This is a genomic window from Nonomuraea aurantiaca (assembly GCF_020215705.1).
Classification (GTDB): domain Bacteria; phylum Actinomycetota; class Actinomycetes; order Streptosporangiales; family Streptosporangiaceae; genus Nonomuraea; species Nonomuraea aurantiaca.
Genome location: NZ_JAIWNB010000001.1, coordinates 1,020,040 through 1,043,266, shown reverse-complemented (window position 1 = coordinate 1,043,266; position 23,227 = coordinate 1,020,040). Strand labels below are relative to the sequence as shown.

The following is a 23,227-nucleotide window of genomic DNA, read 5'->3' as shown; positions in this document are numbered from 1 at the left end:
GCCTCGTCGATGCGGATGTCGGGCGGCCCGAAGAGAGTCAGCTTCTCGGCCGTAAACCGTAAACGACCGAGCTTGCAGCTCCTCGCCGTCGATGGCTTCGACGGTCTGGTCCGCGTCAGGCAGCGTGACTCACTGCCCAGCCCGTCTCACCGCGTGCGGCGATGTTGCGGGCTGCGTTGACGTCAGCGTGCTCAGCGAAGCCGCACGACGTACACGAGAAACAGGCTTGATCGAGCCGGTTCTTGCGGTCCACATGCCCACATGAGGAGCACTGCTGGGAGGTGAAAGCCGGATCGACGTAGATCACGGCGACCCCGGCCCGGGCCGCCTTGTAGCCGAGGAAGGTCGTAGTTGCGAAACGTGCGCAGGGCGTGGGCTTGGCGGGAGACCTGGCAGGCGGCCGCGTTGACCGCGCGCAGGGTCGCCTTCAGCGCCGTCGCCTGCTCGCGGGTCGGCAGGAGCTTCACCTGCACCACCAGCCTCACAATCGAACACATTACCCTTCGGTCCACCTCACCGCGCTGGGAACCCGATCCCGATATCCGCAGGGGACGCACCCTCGTCTACAGCCTCCACGCCCATGTGGTCTACACCCCCAAATACCGGCACAAAGTGTTCACCGACGAGATGCTGCGCCGCCGTGAAACCATCGCCGCCTCTGCGACGGCACCCCACCGTCGATCATCAACGAGTACATCGACAACCAGAAACAGCCGGACTGATCCGCCCACACGAACCCGGCCGACACGGCACCGCCCGGGCCTGGAGGCCCTCCCGCGCTGTCGTTTTCCCCCGGCCGCAAACGCCTCGGGGTTCCACGCCAGATTCCGCTGAAGAACACCGTTTCATCCCGGCATGTGCCGCACATCAGCGGCTTGCCGGCCGAGAAGGACGCGACGCCGTCGGCGCTAGCGGAGGATCTTCCTGAACATCGTCGCCGACGCCTCGTAGCCCAGCGCGTGGTAGAACTCGGGCGCCCGCCGGGTGGCCATGGCCACGTAACCGGCCTGCCGCGAGCGGGCCCACGCCTCGAACTCCACCAGCAGCGCCCGGCCGATGCCCTGCCGGCGTGACCCGCTCTGCACCATCGCCTCCTCGACCCAGGCGACGGGCCCGTTGGCGAACAGCGTCAGGTGGACGAACCCCAGCAGATAACCGTGCACCCGGCCGCCCACCACGGCCGCGATCAGCATGACGTCGTCATCGCGCAGCAACTGCGGCAGCGCCGCGTCGAAGGCCTCCCGCTCGGGCCTGAAGGTCAGCCCGAACTCCATCGCCAAGGCGAACAGCTCGTCCGCGTCGGCCTTCTCCGCTCTCCTGATGTGGAGATCGTCTGACGTCATGTCGTACGACCCTAAGTCGTGGCGTGGCCGCCGTCCAATCAGGTCGGCTCGCCGGCTCGGTCAGGCCGGCCCGTCAGCCTGTCGGGCCCGCCCAGCAGCCCGGTCAGGTCAGCTCGTCAGCGCCTTGACGGCCTGCTCGGCGACCTCCTGGGCGCCCTTCATGAGCACGTCCTCGGCGACCGGCTCGGTGTCCTTGCCCTCGGCCAGGATCTGGCCGTTCTTGTTGTCGGTGCCGAAGTAGCGGACGTTGATCGTCGTGTTGCCCATCACGATGTAGGCCCAGACGTTCGAGGTGCCTTTGAGGTTCTGGGTGTACATGGCGTGGGTCTCGTCGCCGACGCCGTCGAAGTCCTTCATCTGACCGTACGTACTCAGGAACCGCAGGCCGGGGTTGTCCTCCTTGGTACCCGCCATGTCCTTCATCGAGTCGAAGTTGAAGTCGGCGTCGTCCCGCGCGGCCTCGACACTGGGCCAGACGTTGACGGCCAGGTGAATGGCCCGCGATTCCAGGGTGCCGTTCTTGATGTTCTTGGACGCCTGGGTCCACTCGCAGCCCTTGCGCAGCGCTCCGTACCCATCCTTCTGGACGCCCGGCGCGGACTGCGACTTGGGCGCGAGCCGCCTGGTCAGGCTCGCGGGCAGCAGGTCGCACACCTCCGGTACCGCCTTCAGCGGCGCGAAGGTGGAGGTGGCCGCGGGCGTCTCGGCCGGATCCGACGAAGGCGCCTCCGAGGGCGCCCCGGACGACGAGGGGAGCCCCGACGATGAGGGCAGCGACGACGGCAGCGTGGACGGCAGGTCCGAGGGCAGGGTGGACGGCAGGTCGAACGAGGGCGACGGCAGCGCCACCGGAGGCGTCTCCTGGCCGACGTTGCGTACCGCGATGAGCGCCCCGCCCAGCACCGCCACCGCGGCGGCCCCCGCCAGCACGCCCTTGGCCCAGCCGGGCGCCTTCGACGAGACGGGCCGCTCGCCACCGCCGTCCGGCCAGTACGAGGCCGGCGGAACGGGCGGCGCCTGCGGTGCCTGCGGGCCCTGGATCATGGCCACCCCTCATCGCGGATCATTACGAATGGGATGCTGTTGACGCGTCCGGGATGGAAATATAGCGAACCGAAAGTCTTGCACACTATGGTCTCCAACGTGCCTGGTCTGGGGGATTCCAAAATCGCAGGCCGCTATCGGGTGCTACGGGCGCTCGGTCAGGGTGGCATGGGCACCATCTGGCTGGCCCACGACGAGCTGCTCGACCGCCAGGTCGCCATCAAGGAAGTGCTGCTCCCGCAGTCCCTCGCCCCGGCCGAACGGGCGGAGGCGCTGCAGCGGGCCATGCGCGAGGCGATGGCGGCCGCCCAGCTGCGGCATCCGGGCATCATCACCATTCACGACGTGCTGTCCGAGGACGGGCGGCCATGGATCGTCATGGAGCTGCTCAGGGGCCGTGACCTCAAGGACGCGGTGGCCGCCGAGGGCCCGTGGTCGCCGGAGCGGACGGCGGCGATCGGGTCACGGGTGCTGGAGGCGCTGTCCGTCGCCCACGCGCACGGCATTCAACATCGCGACGTCAAGCCCGCCAACGTGTTCCTGACCGACGACGGCCGGGTGGTGCTGACCGACTTCGGCATCGCCAGGCTGGAGGACCAGGTCACGATCACCGAGTCCGGGCTGCTGATCGGGTCGCCCGGGTTCATCGCCCCCGAGCGGCTGCGCGGCGAGCGCGGCGGGCCCGAGTCGGACCTGTGGTCGCTGGCCGCCACGCTCTACGCGGCCGTGGAGGGCCAGGCCCCGTACGTCGGCACCTCTCCCATGTCGGTGCTGCGTGACGCGCTGACCCTGCCGCCCCGGCCGCCCCAGCGCGCCGGGCACCTCGGGCCGGTGCTGATGCTGATGCTGGCCCGCGATCCGTACCAGAGACCCGCTCCGCAGGCGGCCGAGCAGCTGCTGCGGCGGGTCGCGGAGGGCGGCCCGGCGCCGGCGGTCACGCAGCCGATGGCCGGGCGCGCGAACCGGCTGCCGCTCATCGTCGGCGCCGCGGTGGTCGCGGCGGCGGTGGTGGCGGGTACGGTGGCGTTCGTGGCCCTGCGGCCCGCGGACACCCCCGCGACTCCCGCGGCTCCCGTGGCGGAGACCGTGAAGCAGCAGCCGCACACCACGTCCCCCACTCCCACCCCCAGCAAGGAACCCGAGCCGGCGAAGACCCCCAAGTTCACCGCCGCCGTTGACCTGTGCACGCTGCTCACCCCCGCGCAGGTCGCCAAGCTCGTGCCCGGCGTGGGCAAGGGCAAGCGCGACGGCGACATGTGCGAGTGGACCACCCGCGGCAAGGGGCTGTCCGCCGAGGTGCTGGCCAACACCGGCGGGGCCGACAGGTGGAGCACGGTCCCGGAGGACGCCGAGGAGGAGTACATCAACCGGCGCAACGGCGCCGGCGAGGGAGCGGAGATCACGTGGACCTGGCCGGAGGTCGGCCTCACCAAGGGGATCAAGCAGCAGCGCCGCCACGTCGAGGACATCGACGGCATCGGCGATGAGGCGTACGGCTACGAGTTCGTCAGCCCCAAGGGCAACGCCGAGAACGTCACCGTGGTCTTCCGGCTCAGCAACGTGAACGTCCAGATCGGCTACGTCAACGTCAACAAGATCGGCGACAACGCCGCCCTGCGCAAGGGAGCGCGCGACGCCGCGCGATGGCTGGCCGAGGCATTGAACCGCCAGGAGTGAGGCAATGAACCAACCGCGACTCGTGGGCGGCCGCTACCAGCTGCTCGAACAGCTCGGCCGCGGCGGCATGGGCATCGTCTGGCGCGCGCACGACACCATGATCGGCCGTGAGGTGGCGGTGAAGCAGGTGCTGATCCCGCCGAACCTCTCCCCCGCCGACCAGGCCGCGCTGCGCCACCGTACGCTGCACGAGGCCCGCGCGGCGGCCGGGATCCGGCACCCGGCGGTGGTCGGCATCCACGACGTGATCGACGACGGCGACCAGCCGTGGATCGTCATGGAGCTGGTCCGCGGGCGCTCGCTCGACCAGGTCGTCAAGACCGGCGGGCCGATGGGGGCGCCGTGGGCGGCCTCGATCGGGCTGTTCGTGCTGTCGGCGCTGGCCTCGGCGCACGCGCGCGGCCTGCTCCACCGCGACGTCAAGCCGGGCAACGTGCTGCTCGCCGACGACGGGCGCGTCCTGCTGTCCGACTTCGGCATCGCCGCCCCGACGGGCGCTGCCCCTCAAGCGGGCCGGCAGGGCGGCGGGCCGGTGGGCACGGCGGGGTTCACCGCGCCCGAATGCCTCACCGAGAGCGTCGCGCCGGGGCCGCCGTCCGATCTGTTCTCGCTCGGCGCGACGATCTACACGGCGGTGGAGGGCGTGCCGCCGTTCCAGCGCAACACCGCGATCGCCACGCTCGGCGCGGTGATGACCGAGCCGCCCAGGCCGGCGCAGCGGGCCGGCGCGCTCACCCCGCTCCTGCTCGGCCTGCTGGCCAAGGACCCCGCCCACCGGCCCGACGTACGCACGCTGCGGCGGGGACTGGAGCAGGTGGCGGGCCACGCCGTGCCCACCGTCAGGACGCCCGCGCCCGCGTGGGTGGTCTCCCGCACGGCCGCGTACGGCTCGGCGGCGGCCGTGGTCGTGGCGTTCGTCGTCGCGGTCACGCTCATCCTGACCATGGGGTCGTCCGCCGCGCCGCCGCAGGCCACGCCGGCGGCGGCGCGTACCACGAAACCGGCGCCGAGCAAGGCCGCCCCGACGAGTGCGGCGCCCACGGCTTCGGCCTCCGCCAGTCCCTCGCCCGCCGTCACGCTGCCGGCCGGCAAGTTCTCCAAGGTCCCCCGGCCCTGCCAGCTGCTCACCAGGGCGCAGGCCACCCAGCTCGTCGGCGCGTTCATCACGTCCTCGACCGACCCGACGTTCAGATGCGCGTGGTCCACCGCGGGCCTCCCTCCGGCGGGCAAGGAGCTGAGCGTCTTCCTGACCCTCTGGCTCTACGCGCCGCAGGGCGACGGCTACGAGACCACGCTCGCGCAGGAGCACGTCGCCGGGGCGCGGAAGGAAGCCGAGGACAAGGCGGGTAGGGGCGGCTCGGGCGAGAAGCAGGGCGAGGTCTTCGAGATCCCCGGCGCGGGCGAGGAGGCCATCGCGTACGAGATCTCCCGCGTGAAGTTCAACAACAAGCGGGAGGCCGAGGTACACGTGCTCTTCCGCACCGGCAACATGGTGGGCGAGTTCCGCTTCGTGCACGACGTGGCCAAGGACGCCGCGCTGCGGGACAAGGCCGCGCGGGCGGCCAAGTTCCTGGCCGCGAACCTCGACGCCAAGGCCTCCTGACCATGCGCGTGATCGCCGGACGCTACCAGCTGCTCGCCCCGCTCGCCGCGGGCGGCGCGGGCACGGTGTGGCGGGCGCGTGACGAGCTGCTGCACCGCGAGGTCGCGGTCAAGGAGGTACGGCTGCCGCCCGGCCAGGACCAGCAGCGGGCCCTGGTCGACACGCTGCGCGAGGCCAGGGCGGCGGCGGCGCTGAACCACCCGTCGATCATCACCGTGCACGACGTGATCTCCGAGGGCGGCCAGCCCTGGATCATCATGGACCTGCTCGCGGGCACGTCGCTGGGCGATCTGGTCAAGGCGCGCGGCCCGCTGCCGCCCGGCCACGTCGCCACGATCGGCCTGCGCGTGCTCGACGCGCTGGAGGCCGCCCACCATCGCGGCATCCTGCACAGGGACGTGAAGCCCGGCAACGTGATGATCACCGAGGTCGGCGAGGTCGTGCTGACCGACTTCGGCATCGCCGCGCACACAGGCGACGCCCCCGGCGCGGGTACGGCTGCCGCCGCGGCGCAGGCCGGCGACGTCGCGGGCTCCCCCGGCTATATCGCGCCCGAACACCTGCGCGGCGAGCCCGCGGGCCCGATGGCCGACCTGTGGTCGCTCGGCGCCACCCTGTACCTGGCCGCGGAGGGCCGGGCGCCGTTCGAGCGCGACTCGGCGATGGCGATCGTCGCGGCCGTGCTCACGCTGCCACCACCGCCGCCCGTCAACGCGGGCCCGCTCGGCGGCCTGCTCCTGGCGATGCTCGACCGGAACCCCGCCGCCCGGCCGCACCCCCGGGCCATCAGGGCGCACCTGGAGTCGCTGGCGGTCCCGCTGCCCGTCCGGCCGCGCGAGACCGCGCCCGCCACGATCCCGGTCCGGGCCCGCACGGGCCGCCGCACACCGCTCGTGCTGGGCGGCCTGGCGGCGGGTACGGCCGTCGCGGTCACGGCGGTCGTCCTCGTCAACAGCTCCGGAGGCTCCCCCTCCGTCACGGCGTCGGCCACCCAGGTCGCCCAGCCCGCCTCGACCACGGCCCCACCCCCATCGCCGACCACGGCGCCCCCGACCACGCCGGCCAGGGGCGACGGCCAGTTCGGCCGGCCGCCGAAGGCGTGCTCCCTGCTCACCGACGACCAGGCGCAGACCGTCCTGCCCGGCTCCCACTCCAAGCAGCCCGGCCTCTACGACGAGAGCGAATGCTACTGGTCGGTCGGCATGACCGGGCTCCTCGACCACACCTCCATCAACCTCAAGGTCAAGTACTCCGGCACGGTCAAGGCCGCCGAACGTGTCTTCACCCAGACCGTACGGGCCCGCGACACCAAGGCGGGCACCCAGCAGACGGTGACGACCTCACGCACCAGGACGGTGCGCGCGGGAGACGCGGCGGCCGCCCAGGACAACGAGGCCGGCTTCACCCACACCTCGACGACCACCATATGGATGCGGGTCAGCAATGTGATCATCCAGGTGGAGGCCAGCCATCCGAAGCGCACGAAAGTGACCCCCCAACTCCGGGACACCGCTCTCAAGACCGCCCGCGCGGTGGCCGACACCCTCCAGAAGGCACGATGAACGACTACCAGCAGCAAGACTTCCCGACCGCGGCCGTGCCGCGCACCGCTCCCACCCAGCAGTCCCGCCCCGGCCTGCGGGTGACGCCGGCGATCCTGAGCGGGGCGGCGGCCGTGGTCGTGCTCATGCTGTTCACCGTCCTGTTCCTGCTCACCCGGCAGCCCGACAAGACGGAGGCCGTGGCCGTACCCGTCAAGACCACGCGGGCGGCCGAGCCCTCACCCAGCGAGGCTTCGCCCACCGAGCAGGCCACCACGAGCGAGCCCGCGCCGACCGGGGCCGCCACCTTCACCAAGACCGTCGACCCCTGTACGGTCACGGACGAGGACCTGGTCAAGAAGCTGACGTTGTTCCCGGACAAGACGCAGATCAAGGCCGAGGAGTGCGAGTGGTCGACGCTCGCGCCCGGTTCGGGGATGCCGGGCAACATGCAGTTCCGGCTCCAGGTGTACGTGAAGGTGTTCCCAGGCGACGTGGCGGCGGCGCACGAGCAGTTCAGGGCGCAGCGGCAGGAGGCCGTACTTCTGGCCAAGATCTCCGCACCCGCCGAGCCGCCCATCGGCGACGCCTCCTGGACCACCCTGTACACGCTGCCCGGCGACACGGGCAGGGGGCCGACCATCGCGACCGCCGGCGTCCGGGTCAGCAACGCGGTGATCCAGGTGACCTACCAGCGGCGCGTCACCGAGGACCCGGCGGGCAGGCTGACCAAGGGCGCCCTGGACATGGCCAGATCGGTCGCCGAGAAGCTCGGCACGTCGAACTGATCGGTTTACAGGTCGCCCAGCCCCAGCTGACGGGCGATCAGCATGCGCTGCACCTCGCTGGTGCCCTCGCCGATCTCCAGGATCTTGGCGTCGCGGTAGAAGCGGCCCACCGGGAACTCGTTCATGAACCCGTAGCCGCCGAAGACCTGCGTCGCCTCTCGGGAGTTGTCCATGGCGGCGTTGGAGGAGACGAGCTTGGCGATCGCCGCCTCCTTCTTGAACGGCACGCCGGCCAGCATCTTCTCGGCCGCGTGGTAGTAGGCCAGGCGGGCGGTGTGGGCGCGGGCCTCCATGTCGGCGATCTTGAACTGGATGGCCTGGTAGTGGCCGATCGGGTGACCGAACGCGCGTCTGTCCCTGACGTAGCGCAGGCATTCGTCCACGCAGCCCTGGGCCAGGCCGACGCCGACGGCGGCGATGGCGATGCGGCCCTCGTCGAGCGTCTGCAGGAACTGGGCGTAGCCGCGGCCGCGCTCACCGAGCAGGTTCGCGGCGGGGACGCGGCAGTCGGAGAAGGACAGCTCCCTGGTGTCGGAGGCGTTCCAGCCGACCTTGGAGTACTTCTTCGAGACCGTGAATCCGGGCGTCCCGGACGGCACGAGGATGGTGGAGATCTCCCGCTCGCCGGTCAGCGCGGCGACGCCGACCACGCCGGTGATGTCGGTGCCCGAGTTGGTGATGAACGCCTTGGTGCCGTTGATCACCCATTCGGCGCCGTCGAGCGTGGCCGTGGTGCGCATGCCGCCGGGCACGTCGGAGCCGCCGCCGGGCTCCGTCAGGCCGAACGCGCCGAGGGTCTCGCCCGCCGCCATTCCGGGCAGCCAGGTCGTCCGCTGCTCGGGCGTACCGAATCGGTAGATCGGCATGGCGCCCAGCGACACCGCGGCCTCCAGCGTGATCGCCACGCTGGAGTCGGCGCGCGCCAGCTCCTCCAGGGCCAGGCAGAGCGCGAAGTAGTCGCCGCCCATGCCGCCGTACTCCTCGGGGAAGGGCAGGCCGAACAGGCCCATCGCGCCCATCCGGCGCACGATGTCGTACGGGAACTCCTCCCGCTCGTAGTAGTCGCCGATCACCGGCGCCACCACGTCGCGGGCGAACGCCTCGACGGTCTTGCGCAGCTCTTCGTACTCGTCGGTCAGCATGGCGGGTCAGCCTTTCGCGAGGGCCTGGACGACGCGGGACGGGCTGGGGCGGCCGAGCCGCTCGGCCAGCCAGGTGCTCGTGGAGACGAGCTTGTCGAGATCGAGGCCGGTGTCGATGCCGAGCCCGTGCAGCATCCACACGAGGTCCTCGGTGGCGAGGTTGCCGGTGGCCGACTCGGCGTAGGGGCAGCCGCCGATGCCGCCGGTCGAGGCGTCGACGACGGTCACGCCCGACCGGAGCGCGGCCAGCGTGTTGGCCAGGGCCTGGCCGTAGGTGTCGTGGAAGTGCACGGCCAGCCGGTCGGGATCGCGGAACGCCTCGATCAGCGCGGTCACATGGCCCGGGGTGCCGACGCCGATGGTGTCGCCGAGCGACAGTTCGTGGCAGCCGAGGCCGAGCAGCCGCTCACCGACCGCGACGACCTGCGCGATCGGCGTCGGGCCCTCCCACGGGTCGCCGAAGCACATCGAGACGTACGCGCGCACCTTGACGCCGTTGTCGATCGCCCTGGCCACGACCGGCTCGAACATGTCGAACTGGCTCTCCAGACTCCGGTTCAGGTTCTTGGCGGCGAAGGTCTCGGTGGCGCTGGCGAAGACGGCGATCTCCTCGACGTCGTGCGCCAGCGCCCGGTCCAGGCCGCGCGCGTTCGGGACGAGCACCGGGTAGCGCACGCCCGGCCGCCGGTCGAGCCTGGTGAGCAGCTCTTCCGCGTCGGCCAGCTGCGGCACCCAGGTGGGGTGGACGAAGCTGGTGGCCTCGATCACCCGGTGGCCCGCGTCGGCGAGCCGGTCGATGAACTCGGCCTTGACCTCGACCGGGACGATCGCGGACTCGTTCTGCAGGCCGTCGCGCGGGCCCACCTCATAGACGGTGACCTGGTGCGGAAGGCCCTCCATCGGGTACGGCCTGCGCATCAGGACTCCCCCGCGGTGACGACGGCCAGGACGGCGTCCATGTCGACCGGCTGGCCCGCCTGCACGGGCAGCTCGGTGACCCGTCCGTCGCAGGGGGCGGTGACGGTGTGTTCCATCTTCATGGCCTCCACGATGAGGAGCGGCTGGCCCGCGCTCACCCGGTCGCCCGGCTGGGCCTTGACGACCAGGACGGTGCCCGGCATGGGGCTTCTGACCACGCCGTCGCCCGCGTGCGCGGCGCCGGGGCGGTCGCCGGGGTCGCCGATGCGGTGGCGGGTCAGAGCCCAGGACTGTCCGTCCCTGCCCAGCCAGAGGGTGTCGTCGTGGCGGGCGAGGGTGTAGTGGTGGGTACGGTCGGCCAGGGTGATCGTCAGCTTGGCGCCGTCGACCACAAGCCTGGCCGGGACGGCCTCCCCGGTCTCCTGGGGTGCGCGCCCGATGCGGATTTCTGCTGATTTGTCGGGCAGGCCGCGTACCTGGATCGTGTGGACGCCGTCCCGCGACTCCAGCCGCCAGGCCGTCCACGCGCGCTCGCCGACCCGCCAGCCGTCCGCGACCTCCCACGGATCCGTACCCTGAGGCACGGCGTGGAAGGCCAGCGCGGCGGCGGCCAGCACTTCGTCGGGCGGGCCGGCGGCCGGGACCAGCGCGGGCAGGACCCGCTCGACCAGCCCGGTGTCGAGCTCGCCCGCCCGCACCTCCGGGTGCGCCGCGAGCGCCCGCAGGAACGGCACGTTCGTGATCACCCCGAGCACGACCGTCTCGGCGAGGGCCTGGTCGAGCCGCCGGAAGGCCGCCTCCCGCGTGGGCGCCCACGCGATGACCTTGGCCAGCATCGGGTCGAACTCGCTGCCCACGACACCGCCCTCGACCAGCCCCGAGTCGACCCGGACACCGCCCTCGACCGGCCCCGAGCCCACCCGGAGGCCGCCGGGCTCCGCCAGGCGCAGCACCCGGCCGCCCGTGGGCAGGAAGCCGCGCGCCGGGTCCTCGGCGTAGACGCGGGCCTCGACGGCGTGGCCGCGGAGGCGTACCTCGTCCTGGGTGAAGGGCAGCGGCTCGCCCGCCGCGACCCGGAGCTGGAGCTCCACCAGGTCGAGGTCCGTGACCAGCTCGGTGACCGGGTGCTCCACCTGGAGACGGGTGTTCATCTCCATGAAGTGGTGCTCGCCGGTCGTGCCGTCGACGATGAACTCGACCGTGCCCGCGCTCATGTAGCCCACCGCGCGGGCGGCCTCCACCGCCGCGGCGCCCATCCGCTCCCGCATCGCGGCGTCGACGAAGGGGGACGGGGCCTCCTCGATGATCTTCTGGTGGCGGCGTTGCAGGCTGCACTCGCGTTCGCCCAGGTGGACGACGTTGCCGTGGGCGTCGGCCAGGACCTGGATCTCGATGTGGCGGGGGTTCTCGACGTAGCGCTCGATCAGCAGGGTCTCATCACCGAACGCGGAGCGGGCCGTACGGCGGGCGGACTCCAGCGCGTCGGGCAGCTCGGCGGCCGAACGGACCAGCACCATGCCCTTGCCGCCCCCGCCCGCCGACGGCTTGATCAGGGCGGGGAAGTCCGTCCAGGACAGCAGCGAGTCGCCGGGCTCGGCGCCGCCCGGCACCACGGGGACCCCGGCCGCCGAGACGGTGGCCTTGGCGCGGATCTTGTCGCCCATGGCGTCGATGGCCTCGGGCGGCGGGCCGACGAAGACCAGCCCCGCCTCGGCGCAGCGGCGGGCGAACTCGGCGTTCTCCGCGAGGAACCCGTATCCCGGGTGTACGGCCTGCGCCCCGGACGCCTCGGCCGCCGCCACCATCGCCCCCATGTCCAGATATTTCGGGATCTGGAGGGCTGTGTCTGCCTCGCGGACGTGGCGGGCGTCCGCGTCCGAGGCCGTGTGGACGGCCACCGACGTGATGCCGAGCGCGCGCAGCGTGCGGATGACCCGGACGGCGATCTCGCCCCGGTTGGCGACGAGAACACAGGTGAACATGGGCAGCGTGGTCAACGTGGTCACATCCGGAAGACGCCGTAGCCGACGGGGTCGAGCGGGGCGTTGGCCGCCGCGGAGAGTGCCAGGCCGAGGACCGTCCGGGTGTCGAGCGGGTCGATCACGCCGTCGTCCCACAGCCGGGCCGTGGAGTAGTAGGGATTGCCCTGGTGCTCGTACTGGGCCCTGATGGCCTCCGCGTCGGCGTTGCCGACGGTGGTGAGCACGTTCGCGGCCTGCTCGCCGCCCATGACCGAGATGCGGGCGTTCGGCCACATCCACAGGAACCTGGGCGAGTACGCCCGCCCGGCCATCGCGTAGTTGCCCGCGCCGAACGACCCGCCGATCACCACGGTGAACTTCGGCACTCTGGCGCAGGAGACCGCGGTGACCATCTTGGCGCCGTGCTTGGCGATGCCGCCCGCCTCGTACGCCTTGCCGACCATGAACCCGCTGATGTTCTGCAGGAACACCAGCGGGATGCGCCTGCGGTCGCACAGCTCGATGAAGTGCGCCCCCTTCAGCGCGGACTCGCCGAACAGGATGCCGTTGTTCGCGACGATCCCGACCGGGTGCCCGTGCAGGTGGGCGAAGCCGGTGACCAGCGTCGCGCCGTACTCGGCCTTGAACTCCAGGAACCGCGAGCCGTCGACGAGTCGTGCGATGATCTCCCGCACCTCGTACGGCCGGCGGGTGTCGGCGGGCACGATCCCGTAGAGGTCGCGCGGGTCGTGGCGGGGCTCCTCGGGCTCGGCCCGGTCCCAGGGCCGTTCGGCTTTCGGGGCCAGCGTGGAGACGATGTCGCGGACGATGGCCAGCGCGTGCGCGTCGTCGTCGGCCAGGTGGTCGGTGACGCCGCTGACGCGGGCGTGCAGGTCGCCGCCGCCCAGCTCCTCGGCCGTGACCTCCTCGCCGGTGGCCGCCTTCACCAGCGGCGGGCCGCCGAGGAAGATGGTGCCCTGGTCGCGGACGATGACGGCTTCGTCGCTCATGGCCGGGACGTACGCGCCGCCCGCCGTACACGATCCGAGCACGGCGGCGATCTGCGGGATGCCGCGCGCGGACATCGTGGCCTGGTTGTAGAAGATGCGCCCGAAGTGCTCCCGGTCGGGGAAGACCTCGTCCTGCTTGGGGAGGAACGCGCCGCCCGAGTCGACCAGGTACACGCACGGCAGGTGGTTGTGCAGCGCCACCTCCTGCGCGCGCAGGTGCTTCTTGACGGTGATCGGGTAGTACGTGCCGCCCTTCACGGTGGCGTCGTTGGCCACGACCACGCACTCGCGCCCGGCGATCCGGCCGACGCCGGTGATGATCCCGGCGGCCGGCGCCTGGTCGTCGTAGAGGCCGTTGGCGGCCAGCGGCGACAGCTCCAGGAAGCGGGAGCCGGGGTCGAGCAGGCCGTCGACGCGGTCGCGAGGCAGCAGCTTGCCGCGTTCGACGTGGCGCTGCCGCGACCGCTCGGGGCCGCCCGCGGCGGCCACGGCGAGGCGCTCCAGCAGGTCGGCGGCGAGCCGCTCGTTGAGCTCGGCGTTGTGCTTGAACGCCTCGCTTCCGGGGTCCGCGGCCGAGTTCAGCACCGGCCAGTCGCTCATGTGTCCCCTTCCGTTATGAGGCCGATGTTAGTCATCATTAACGTAACCGTCTACCATGTGAGACGTGACGACGACGCGGAGCCGGGGCAGCCGGCGCCTGGAGATCCTCGGCGCGGCCGCGAACCTGTTCGCCGCGCGCGGCTTCCACGGCGTCTCGATCGAGGACATCGGCGGCGCCGTCGGCGTCTCAGGGCCGGCGCTCTATCGCCACTTCAGCGGCAAGGAGGCGCTGCTCGCCGAGATGCTGCTGGGCATCAGCTCGCGGCTGCGCGAGTCGGCCGCCGCGGCGGTCACCTCGCCCGGCGGGCCCGAGGAGACGCTCGACGCGCTCCTTAACGTGCAGATCACCTTCGCGCTCGAACAGCCCGCGCTGATCACCGTGCACGACAGGGAGCTGGGCAACGTGCCCGAGCCGGAGCGGCGGCAGATCAGGCGGCTGCAGCGGCTGTACGTCGAGGAATGGGTCACCGTGCTGGCCGAGCTGCACCCGTCGTGCCCGCCCCCGCGACTGCGGGCCGCCACGCACGCCGTGTTCGGCCTGCTGAACTCCACGCCCCACAGCGCCGGCGAGCTGCCCGCGCGGGCCATGCGCCTCCTGCTGCACGCGATGGCCCGGGCCGCCATCGCGGCTTCAGTTAACGCTCACTAACAAGGCGTTACAACGCCGCGAAATAGGGCTTTTCTCGCCAACTATCTAGATATATCGTCACGCTATCTCGATAGTTGGAGGCGTGATGCGTGATCCACACCTTTGGGAAGGGCCGCCCGGCGCCCCACCGCCGCCGCTCCCCCCGGGCCCGCCCGGTCCGCCCGGCCCGCCGGGCTTTTCGAGCGGCGGGCCGGGAATGGGAGGTGTGCCGGGCATGGGCGGCCTGCCCGACGCACCCCCGATGGGCTGGGAAGGCGGCGCTCCGCGCGTACGGCGGGGAGACGTCAGGGCCGCGCTGCTGAGCCTGCTCGCCGAGGGGCCGAAGAACGGCTACCAGATGATCCAGGACATCGAGGAGCGCAGCCGCGGAGTGTGGCGGCCCAGCCCCGGCTCGGTCTATCCGGCGCTCCAGCAACTGGAGGACGAGGGCCTGGCCACCGGCGACGACACCGGCGGCTCCCGGCTCTACAGCCTGACCGAGCGGGGCCGCGAGCAGGCCGTACGGCACCTCGAAGGCGAGCCGCCCTGGGACGAGGTGGCGCGCTCCGTGCCCGAGGACCGGCACGAGCTGCGGCTGCTGTGGGCGCAGCTCAACGAGGCGTTCAGCCACCTGGCGCGGACGGCCAACGACCAGCAGGTCGCCCGGGCCAAGAAGCTGCTCAAGCAGACACGCAAGTCCGTTTTCCAGATCCTCGCGGAGGACTGAGCGATGACAGACGCGGCGGTGGCCGTACACGGCTTGAAGAAGGACTACGGCAAGGTCGAGGCCGTCAAGGGCGTCGACTTCGACGTGGCCCCCGGCGAGGTCTTCGGCTTCCTCGGCCCGAACGGCGCGGGGAAGACCACCACGATCAGCATGCTCTGCACGCTCGTCAACCCGACCGGCGGCAGCGCCACGGTCGCCGGGTACGACGTGGTGCGCCAGCGTGACGAGGTACGCCGGAACATCGGCCTGGTCTTCCAGGACCCGACGCTCGACGGCTACCTGAGCGCCGAGCAGAACCTGCGCTTCCACGCCGAGCTGTACGGCGTGCCGAAGAGCGTCGTCGGCGACCGGATCCGGCAGGTCATGGAGATGGTCGCGCTCTGGGACCGCAAGGACGCCAAGGTCATGACGTTCTCCGGCGGGATGAAGCGGCGGCTGGAGATCGCCCGCGGACTCCTGCACTCACCCCGGGTGCTGTTCCTGGACGAGCCCACGGTCGGCCTCGACCCGCAGACCCGCTCGGCCATCTGGGGCTACATCAACCAGCTCCGGCTCCTGGAGGACATCACCATCTTCATGACCACCCACTACATGGACGAGGCCGAGTACTGCGACCGGATCGCGATCATCGACCACGGCGAGGTCGTCGTCATCGACTCGCCGGAGGCGCTGAAGGCCAGCATCGGCAAGGACCGGGTACAGATCCACACCGCCGACGACGCCGCCGCGATCCGGGCGCTGCACGACGAGTTCGGCCTGGAGGCGGCCGTGCACGAGGGGGCGGTGACGTTCGCCGTGGCGTCGGGCGAGGAGTTCGTGCCCCGGCTGTTCGCCGAGCTGGGCATGCCGATCAGGTCGGTGAGCGTCTCGCGGCCCTCGCTCGACGACGTGTTCATGAACTACACGGGGTCCACGATCCGCGACGCCGAGGAAGGCGCCGAGTCGGGCGGCAGGGCGTGGATGAGAGCGATGGCGAGGCGGTAGTCATGGCCGGGATCAATGCGATGGCGCGGATGTATTCGACGGCGAGGTGGTAGGGATGGCGACAGAGGCGATCGGCGTCCGAGTGCCGGTGCACAGCACCGGGCACGACCTGCGGGCGGTCAAGGTGGTGCTGCACCGGGAGCTGCTGCGGTTCGTCAACGACCGCACCCGCATGCTGTCGATGCTGCTGCAGCCGGTGCTGTGGCTGTTCGTGATGGGCACCGGGCTCGGTTCACTCGTGCGCGGCGCCATCCCGGGCATCGACTACCGCACCTTCATGTATCCCGGCATGATCTCGATGACCGTGATCATGACCGGCATGTTCTCGGCCGGGTCCATCGTGTGGGACCGCGAGTTCGGCTTCCTGCGCGAGATGCTCGTCGCCCCGGTCTCACGCGGGGCGATCGTGGTCGGCAAGTGCCTGGGCGGGGCTCTGGTGGCCACCGGGCAGGGCGTCATCATCCTGGCGATGGCCGGGCTGGTCGGCGTACCGTACTCGCCGGCCCTGATCGTGACGCTGCTGGCGGAGATGTTCCTCGCGGCGTTCACGATCACGGCGTTCGGGGTGATGCTGGCGGCCCGGATGCGGAACATGCAGACCTTCTTCGGGCTCATGCAGATGGCGATCATGCCGATGCTGTTCCTGTCGGGGGCCATGTTCCCGCTGGCCAACCTGCCGTCGTGGCTGCACCTGCTGACGGTGATCAACCCGATGACGTACGCGGTGGACCCGATGCGGCACGCGGTGTTCTCCCACCTCGACGTGCCCGCGCAGGTGAACGCGGTGCTCAACCCGGGGGTTCGGTGGTTCGACTTCCAGGTGCCGGTGGGGGTGGAGCTGGGGGTCGTGGCCTTGCTGGGGGCCGTGCTGCTGGGGGTGGGGATCGCGCAGTTCAGGCGGGCGGAGTAGGTCGCACAGGTTTTCGCATCTGGCTGCGACGATCTCCTCACGGAGGGTAACTTTCCTGATGGGTCCGCGCCCCATCCCCCTTCGTCAAAGGAGAACCAGCGTTGGATTTGCACTTGGCAGTCAACGATCTGCGGCATAGGGTCTCGACGCTCGAAGCCAATACGATGAGTGGCATGCCCAAGACGACGGTCGCCGAACGGTTCGACAGCCTGCACGACCGCATGGACATCGTCGGGACGAACGTCCTCGACGCGGTCAGCAAGCTCAGAAGCGACACGATCAAAAACCTCGTCGATGTCCATCAGCAGATAGGACATGTCGCGCTGAGACTCGACAAGGTCTACCTGCGGCTCGATCAGCACGATGGCCGGTTCAACGATCTCGAGTCGGCCATGGACGAGAAGTTCGGAAAGGTCGACAAGGACATAGCCGAGCTCAAGACCGATGTCGGCGAGCTCAAGACCGATGTCGGCGAGCTCAAGACCGATGTCGGCGAGCTCAAGACCGGGGTCGGTGAGCTCAAGACCGGATTCGGTGAGCTCAAGTCGATGCTCATCAGCCTCGGCGCGAAGGCCCCCGAGTCGTAGCACCGACAGCTGAGGCCCGGGGCAACCGCGCCCCCGGGCCTCAACCTTGCCGTTCCGAACCGGTTACCGCTTCACGCGGACATAGTCGCTACGGCTGCTGTCCCCGTAGAAATCGTCGTCCCCGCCGAACACGAACTTCCACGAGCCCGACTTCCACGCCTTGACCCTGACGTACAGCTTGCCGCTGTCACCGGACCGCGTGGTCTTCACGTACTGCCACTTGTGCGAGCCGACCGGCTTGAAGTACAGGGCGACCTTGCCCGCGTACCCCTCCCACGATCCGCTGTCGTCGATCTGCAGCACGCCCCTGGCCTTCAGGTACCTGCCGCGCTTGACCGGCTCCGGGTAGGCGTTGAACTTGATCACGCGGCTGGCCGACTTGTCCACCGTCGGCGGCGGGGTGGGCTCGACGACCTTGACCCAGGCGGCGTCGGAGACCGACCCCTTGACGCCTCTGGTCCCCGCGAACGCGGCCCGCCACCAGCCCGAGGACTGCGCGGTCGCGGTGGCCCAGAAGCGGCCGTCGCGGTTCGTCACGTCGCTGGTGACGTACTCCCAGCGGCGCGAACCGTCCTGCCTGAAGTAGATCGAGACCCGCTGGCCGGGCAGGGCCTGCCAGCGCTCGACCTGCAGGGAGCCGGTGAAGTTCAGCTGGGCGCCCTTGTCGGCGGGCGCGGGGGTGACGTCGAAGCCGACGATCCTGCTGTCACGGTCGTGCCTGATCCGGACGTCGACCCGGTCGCTGTCGCTGACCGATGCCCTGGCTTCCTTGTTCCCGCCGAACTCGGCCCGCCACCAGCCGGTGGCATCGGCGCGCACCCTGGTGCTGAACCAGCCGTCGCGGCCGGTCGTGACCGTGGTGACCCGGCGGTAGGCGTCGGCACTCCGCTCACGGAAAGTAATCGCCACGACCCCGGCGTATCCCTTGCCGTCGGCCAGGAGCCGGCCGGAGACCTTGATCATGTCGCCGCGGTGCACCTGGCCGGGGCTGGCGCCGAAGTCCACGATCTTGGTGACGAGGGCCTTCTGGACACCGAAGGTGCCGCTGGCGGACTTGTCGCCGTCACCGTGGGCGATGGCGAGGAAGCTCCACTTGCCGGCGTCCTTCGCCTCGAAGCTCTTCGTGCCGGTCCACTTCGTCCACTGGCCGAACGGCGCCGACTTGAGGTCGATGGGCGTGCCGACGCTCAGGCCGGGCGGCTTGAGCTGGAGTTCTGCTTTGCCGGCGTCCTTGGTGGTGAACGCGAACGTCACCGTGACCGGGTTGTCGAAGACCACGACCGGGGAGCCCGGACTGAGGTCCACGTCGGAGATGGAGGGGGCCTTGGCCGCGGCCGACGCCGATGGTGCCAGGGCGAGAAGCCCTGCGGCCGTCGCGAGCGCGACGGCGGCGACACGGATGCGTTGTAACATGCGGGTTCCTTTCTGGATCCCCTGGTGCTCAACGCGGCATTGAGGGTGCCACGCTTATCTTTCCCAGTAGACATTCAGGTTGGCCAGAAAGTTGCACAATCTGACAATTTGTTATGGATCAGGGTCAAACGGACCGGTCCACAACATGTCACTCCCGACGGGCAGACGAACCCCGGATCGGGGCGACATAATCGCCTTGTGGCGCGCGACACTGTTGAGACTCATTTCACCCAGGCCATTGCGACCCTGAAGGGGGGCGCGGCCCGTGATCCCGGCCGGCCCGTCCGCGAGGGCACATCACTGACCGGTGAGCAGTGCCGCACCCTCTTCCAGCGCCAGCTCGACAGCCGCCTGCTCGACATCGCGGCCCGCTGGCTGCGCGAGCAGGACGAGGGCTTCTACACGATCGGCTCGGCCGGGCACGAGGGCAACGCGGCGGTCGCCGCCGCGTTGCGGCCCGGCGACCCCGCCCTGCTGCACTACCGCTCCGGCGCCTTCTACCTGACCAGGTCCGAGCAGGCCGGACGGCTGCCCGAGCAGGGCATCCGCGACGTGCTCATGGGGCTGGCCGCCGCGGCCGACGAGCCGATCGCGGGCGGCCGGCACAAGGTGTTCGGCCATCCCGACCTGGCGATCATCCCGCAGACCTCGACGATCGCCAGCCACCTGCCGCGCGCGGTGGGCGTCGCCTTCGCCATCGAGCGGGGGCGCGCGCTGGGCGTTCCCACGCCGTGGGCGGACGACGCGATCACCGTGTGCAGCTTCGGCGACGCCTCGGTCAACCACGCCACGGCGCTGACCGGGTTCAACACCGCCGCCTACGCCACGCATCAGGGGCAGGCGCTGCCCATCCTGTTCGTGTGCGAGGACAACGGCATCGGCATCAGCGTCCGCACGCCCAAGGGCTGGGTGGCGGCGAGCGCGCGGCGTCCGGGCATCGAATACTTCGCCGCCGACGGCTGCGACCTCGCCGACGCCTACGACACGGCCATCCGGGCGGTCCAGCACGTACGCGCCAACCGCTCCCCCGCGTTCCTGCACCTGAGCACGGTCCGGCTCATGGGCCACGCCGGGTCCGACGTCGAGTCCGCCTACCGCACCGCGCGGGAGATCCGCGCCGACGTGGAGCGCGACCCGCTGCTGGCCACCGCCCGGCTGCTGGTCGAGGCGGGGCTGGTCACGCCCGACGAGCTGCTCATGCAGTACGAGTCGTCACGCGAGCACGTGCTGCGGATCGCCCTGGAGACCACCCGCAGCCCGCGCCTCGGCTCGGCCAAGGAGATCATGGAGCCGCTCGCGCCCCGCCGGCCCGAGATGATCGCCAGGATCAGCCCGGTGGCGGCCGAGGCGTCGGTCAGAGAACGCGCCTTCGCCGGCTCCCTGCCCGAGGCCGAGAAGCCGCTGACACTCTCCCAGGCCATCAACCGCACGCTGACCGACGCGCTCGCCGTCTACCCGGAGATGATGGTCTTCGGCGAGGACGTCGCCAAGAAGGGCGGCGTCTACGGCGTCACCCGGGGGCTGCAGAAGCGGTTCGGCGGCGGGCGGGTGTTCGACACGCACCTCGACGAGCAGTCCATCCTGGGGCTCGCGCTCGGGTCGGGGGTGTCGAAGCTGCTGCCCGTGCCGGAGATCCAGTATCTGGCGTACCTGCACAACGCGCTCGACCAGCTCAGGGGCGAGGCGTCGACGCTGTCGTTCTTCTCGCAGGGCGCCTATCGCAATCCGCTGGTGGTGCGGGTGGCGGGTTACGCCTACCAGAAGGGGTTCGGCGGCCACTTCCACAACGACAACGCGATCGGGGCCCTGCGCGACATCCCCGGCCTGGTCATCGCCTCGCCGTCGCGGCCCGACGACGCGGCGGCCATGCTGCGCACCTGCCTGGCGGCGGCCCGCACGGAGGGCTCCGTGTGCGTCTACCTGGAGCCGATCGCGCTCTATCACACGAAAGACCTGTTCGAGGAGGGTGACGGGGGCTGGCTGGCGCCCTACGCGCCGCCGTCGCGCTGGCCGGAGACGCACGTCCCGATCGGGCGGGCGCGGTCCTACGGCGACGGGCGCGACCTCACGATCGTCACGTTCGGCAACGGGCTGCGGATGAGCCTGCGCGCCGCCGTACGCCTCACGCAGGAGGGCTACGGCTGCCGGGTGCTGGACCTGCGCTGGCTGGCGCCGCTGCCGGTGGAGGACCTGGTACGTGCGGCGGAGCTGACGGGCAAGGTGCTGATCGCTGACGAGACCCGCCACACGGGCGGGGTGTCGGAGGGGATCGTGGCCGAGCTGATGGACGCGGGGTTCTCCGGGCAGGTGGGGCGGGTGACCTCGGCGGACAGCTTCATCCCGCTGGGCGAGGCGGCCTCTCACGTGCTGATGTCCGAGGAGGAGATCGAGCAGGCGGCACGGAAGCTGCTGGGCTGAGGTCTCCTTTCAGTCGGCTCACTACGGCTTTCAGGACGACTCAGTACGGCGAAGCGCCGCCGAACATCTCCGCTACCCGAGAGGCCAGCGTCACGTCGCCCGTTATCTGGAGGCGGCCCGACATCAGCAGGGCGGCCGGGTTCGCCGTGCCCGCGAGGACGCGGAGGAGGTCCGCGGCCGGGAGGGTGAGCGTGATGGACGGGGTGCGGGCCGGGCCGGGGAAGGCGCGGGCCCGGCGGCCCCGGATGGCGATGGTCCAGGTGGCGCGGGGTTGGAGACGGAATTCGAGGGCGCCCTGGAAGCCGAAGGCCTTGTCCGGTCTGAAGGAGCGGGCCATGAGGGTGAACAGGAACCGCTGACGGCCGGGACTCAGCCAGCGGGTCAGATCCTCGTCGGAGCGGCCCGCGACGAAGCGGGACAGGAGGTACCGGCCCGTGAGGCGGGCTCGCTTGCGGGCCGCGGCGAGGACGTCCGCCGGGGTGGGCGGCGGGCGGTGGGTGACGCGGGACAGTTCCGCGTCCTCGTCGATCACGTACGGCTGGGAGAGCGTCCTGGCCGGCGAACGCCTGGACAGGGCGGCTTCGATGGCCGGCGCGAGCCGGGCGGACTTGGCACGCTCGCGCTCTTCACGGCCTTCGGTGAATGCGGGCAGAACCTTTTTCCCGAACAATTCAAGGCTTTCGCAAATGTGCTCATGGCGATTGGGACCGGCCTGGAGTACGAAGATCATTTGATCCACGCCCGCCGCCTCGTAGCGGGTAATGAGGTCGATGAGTTGCTGCGGACTCCCCAATGCCCCCGCGAGCGGATCTCTCCCCTGCGCGCCCACCTTCGGCTGATCTTTCGTGAAATTTCCCCAAATGCTGCTGTGGCCGGGAGTGTGTTTCGACGGCCCGTAATAATGCGCCAGAGCGTAAGCGAAGAACGCCGCCCCCTGGGCGCCCCGGTGCCGAGCCTCGGCGGGATCCTCGTGGCACATCATCGGCAGCACGACCGCCAGATTGGCGTTGACCGCGAACCCCGCCGGCACACACTCCGCCGACTCCAGCAGCCGGTAGTAGTCCCGCGACCACTTCTCCGCCTCCTCCGGATGCACGAACGCGAACGACAGCGCCCCGATCCCGTTCCGCGCCGCCAGATGGATCGTCTCGCGCCGCGAGCAGGCCACCCACAGGGGCGGGTGCGGCTTCTGCACGGTCTTCGGGATCACGTTGCGCGGCGGCATCCGCAGGTACGGCGAGTGCCACCCGGCGAACGGCTCCTCGACGAACATCCGGGTGATCGCGTCCAGCGAGTCCTGCCACATGGCCCGCTTCCGCTCCCGGTCCACGCCGAACCCGCCCAGCTCGGCCGCCGAACTGGCCTCCCCGGTGCCGAAGTCGACCCGGCCGCCCGAGACGAGGTCGAGGGTGGCGACGCGTTCGGCGACCCTGGCAGGGTGGTTGACCGGCGGCGGCACCTGCACGATGCCGTGGCCGAGCCGGATGTTCCTGGTGCGCTGGGAGGCGGCGGCGAGGAACACCTCGGGTGCCGCCGAGTGTGAATACTCCTCCAGGAAGTGGTGCTCGACCTCCCAGACGTAGTCGAACCCCACCCGGTCGGCGATCTCGACCTGCTCCAGCGCGTCGGCGTACAGGCGCTGCTCACTGTCCGGCTCCCAGGGACGGGGCAGCTGATGCTCGTAGAAGATTCCGAACCGCACCTCAAGCCTCCGGTTGGAGAAGGGGCTTTCTACCTGGTCTTTTAGACGACCGTCTCCCGAACTGGACGCGCCGTCAATAGCGTGGACCGCGCCTGGCCGACATCAGACCCGGCACAGTGAATACTTGCCCGGAGCGTGCGTGAAAGCGATCGGGCGGATCGGGGGATAAGAGATATCCGCTGATCGTTCGAAGGGTGGCACATGACGGGGCAAGCATCGTGAAGGGGCGAC

18 protein-coding genes and 1 pseudogene are annotated in these 23,227 nt (G+C 70.6%); 10 read left to right on the top strand and 9 right to left on the bottom strand.

The genetic code is table 11. The annotated features are described in order from the left end of the window. Positions 1-115: 115 nt before the first annotated feature. The 3 genes and pseudogenes from LDL49_RS04755 to LDL49_RS04745 all read right to left on the bottom strand — a co-directional run. Positions 116-337 (bottom strand): annotated as a pseudogene (locus LDL49_RS04755) (zinc ribbon domain-containing protein); the annotation flags it as partial. Between the two features lie 571 nt (positions 338-908). Further along, positions 909-1,343: a GNAT family N-acetyltransferase gene (locus LDL49_RS04750; protein WP_225289643.1), complete on the bottom strand. Its 435-nt coding sequence runs from the start codon at positions 1,341-1,343 to the stop codon at positions 909-911. Positions 1,344-1,451: 108 nt separating this feature from the next. After that, positions 1,452-2,387 carry a hypothetical protein gene (locus LDL49_RS04745; protein ID WP_225289642.1) on the bottom strand — a complete coding sequence of 312 codons (936 nt, stop codon included), beginning with the start codon at positions 2,385-2,387 and terminating at the stop codon, positions 1,452-1,454. Positions 2,388-2,420: 33 nt separating this feature from the next. On the opposite strand from LDL49_RS04745, the gene LDL49_RS04740 reads away from it, so the two are divergent. Genes LDL49_RS04740 through LDL49_RS04725 form a run of 4 tightly spaced genes read left to right on the top strand, consistent with a single transcriptional unit; the run spans position 2,421 to position 7,996 of the window. Further along, positions 2,421-4,064 carry a serine/threonine-protein kinase gene (locus LDL49_RS04740; RefSeq protein ID WP_308016065.1) on the top strand — a complete coding sequence of 548 codons (1,644 nt, stop codon included), beginning with the start codon at positions 2,421-2,423 and terminating at the stop codon, positions 4,062-4,064. Between the two features lie 4 nt (positions 4,065-4,068). After that, positions 4,069-5,667, top strand: coding sequence for a serine/threonine-protein kinase (locus LDL49_RS04735; RefSeq protein ID WP_225289640.1), 1,599 nt, complete (start codon positions 4,069-4,071; stop codon positions 5,665-5,667). Between the two features lie 2 nt (positions 5,668-5,669). Further along, entirely contained in the window at positions 5,670-7,229 is a 1,560-nt protein-coding gene (locus LDL49_RS04730) for a serine/threonine-protein kinase (RefSeq protein ID WP_225289639.1), read from the top strand. Then, entirely contained in the window at positions 7,226-7,996 is a 771-nt protein-coding gene (locus LDL49_RS04725; RefSeq protein WP_225289638.1) for a hypothetical protein, read from the top strand. Before LDL49_RS04730 ends, LDL49_RS04725 begins: the two co-directional genes overlap by 4 nt. 5 nt (positions 7,997-8,001) lie before the next feature. Here the strand turns inward: LDL49_RS04725 and LDL49_RS04720 are convergent, their stop codons facing one another. From LDL49_RS04720 to LDL49_RS04705, 4 genes are read right to left on the bottom strand one after another with little or no spacing between them, the layout of a single operon-like run. Continuing rightward, the gene (locus tag LDL49_RS04720) at positions 8,002-9,138 is read right to left on the bottom strand and encodes an acyl-CoA dehydrogenase family protein (protein ID WP_225289637.1); all 1,137 of its coding nucleotides are present in this window, start codon (positions 9,136-9,138) and stop codon (positions 8,002-8,004) included. Positions 9,139-9,144: 6 nt separating this feature from the next. Next, on the bottom strand, positions 9,145-10,056 hold the full coding sequence (locus LDL49_RS04715) for a hydroxymethylglutaryl-CoA lyase (protein ID WP_225289636.1): 912 nt from the start codon (positions 10,054-10,056) through the stop codon (positions 9,145-9,147). Then, positions 10,056-12,038, bottom strand: a complete 1,983-nt coding sequence (locus LDL49_RS04710; protein ID WP_225289856.1) for an acetyl/propionyl/methylcrotonyl-CoA carboxylase subunit alpha — start codon at positions 12,036-12,038, stop codon at positions 10,056-10,058. Before LDL49_RS04710 ends, LDL49_RS04715 begins: the two co-directional genes overlap by 1 nt. A 20-nt stretch (positions 12,039-12,058) precedes the next feature. Continuing rightward, a complete protein-coding gene (locus tag LDL49_RS04705; RefSeq protein ID WP_225289635.1) occupies positions 12,059-13,627 on the bottom strand; it encodes a carboxyl transferase domain-containing protein in 1,569 nt (522 codons plus the stop codon). A gap of 64 nt (positions 13,628-13,691) precedes the next feature. Between LDL49_RS04705 and LDL49_RS04700 the strand changes: the two genes are divergently transcribed. The 5 genes from LDL49_RS04700 (at position 13,692) to LDL49_RS04680 (ending at position 17,463) form a co-directional block, all read left to right on the top strand. Further along, the gene (locus LDL49_RS04700; protein ID WP_225289634.1) at positions 13,692-14,276 is read left to right on the top strand and encodes a TetR/AcrR family transcriptional regulator; all 585 of its coding nucleotides are present in this window, start codon (positions 13,692-13,694) and stop codon (positions 14,274-14,276) included. 214 nt (positions 14,277-14,490) lie between these two features. After that, positions 14,491-14,982 carry a PadR family transcriptional regulator gene (locus tag LDL49_RS04695; protein ID WP_225289633.1) on the top strand — a complete coding sequence of 164 codons (492 nt, stop codon included), beginning with the start codon at positions 14,491-14,493 and terminating at the stop codon, positions 14,980-14,982. Between the two features lie 3 nt (positions 14,983-14,985). Continuing rightward, a complete protein-coding gene (locus tag LDL49_RS04690; protein ID WP_225289632.1) occupies positions 14,986-15,966 on the top strand; it encodes an ATP-binding cassette domain-containing protein in 981 nt (326 codons plus the stop codon). Between the two features lie 55 nt (positions 15,967-16,021). Then, entirely contained in the window at positions 16,022-16,876 is an 855-nt protein-coding gene (locus LDL49_RS04685; protein WP_225289631.1) for an ABC transporter permease, read from the top strand. Positions 16,877-17,049: 173 nt separating this feature from the next. After that, entirely contained in the window at positions 17,050-17,463 is a 414-nt protein-coding gene (locus LDL49_RS04680) for a hypothetical protein (RefSeq protein ID WP_225289630.1), read from the top strand. Between the two features lie 63 nt (positions 17,464-17,526). On the opposite strand, the gene LDL49_RS04675 is transcribed toward LDL49_RS04680, so the two are convergent. Next, positions 17,527-18,876: a hypothetical protein gene (locus LDL49_RS04675; protein ID WP_225289629.1), complete on the bottom strand. Its 1,350-nt coding sequence runs from the start codon at positions 18,874-18,876 to the stop codon at positions 17,527-17,529. A gap of 198 nt (positions 18,877-19,074) precedes the next feature. Here LDL49_RS04675 and LDL49_RS04670 point away from each other — a divergent pair, with 198 nt between their 5' ends. Beyond that, the gene (locus LDL49_RS04670; RefSeq protein ID WP_225289628.1) at positions 19,075-21,294 is read left to right on the top strand and encodes a thiamine pyrophosphate-dependent enzyme; all 2,220 of its coding nucleotides are present in this window, start codon (positions 19,075-19,077) and stop codon (positions 21,292-21,294) included. Positions 21,295-21,334: 40 nt separating this feature from the next. On the opposite strand, the gene LDL49_RS04665 is transcribed toward LDL49_RS04670, so the two are convergent. Beyond that, positions 21,335-22,996, bottom strand: a complete 1,662-nt coding sequence (locus LDL49_RS04665; protein WP_225289627.1) for an LLM class flavin-dependent oxidoreductase — start codon at positions 22,994-22,996, stop codon at positions 21,335-21,337. Between the last annotated feature and the right edge of the window lie 231 nt (positions 22,997-23,227).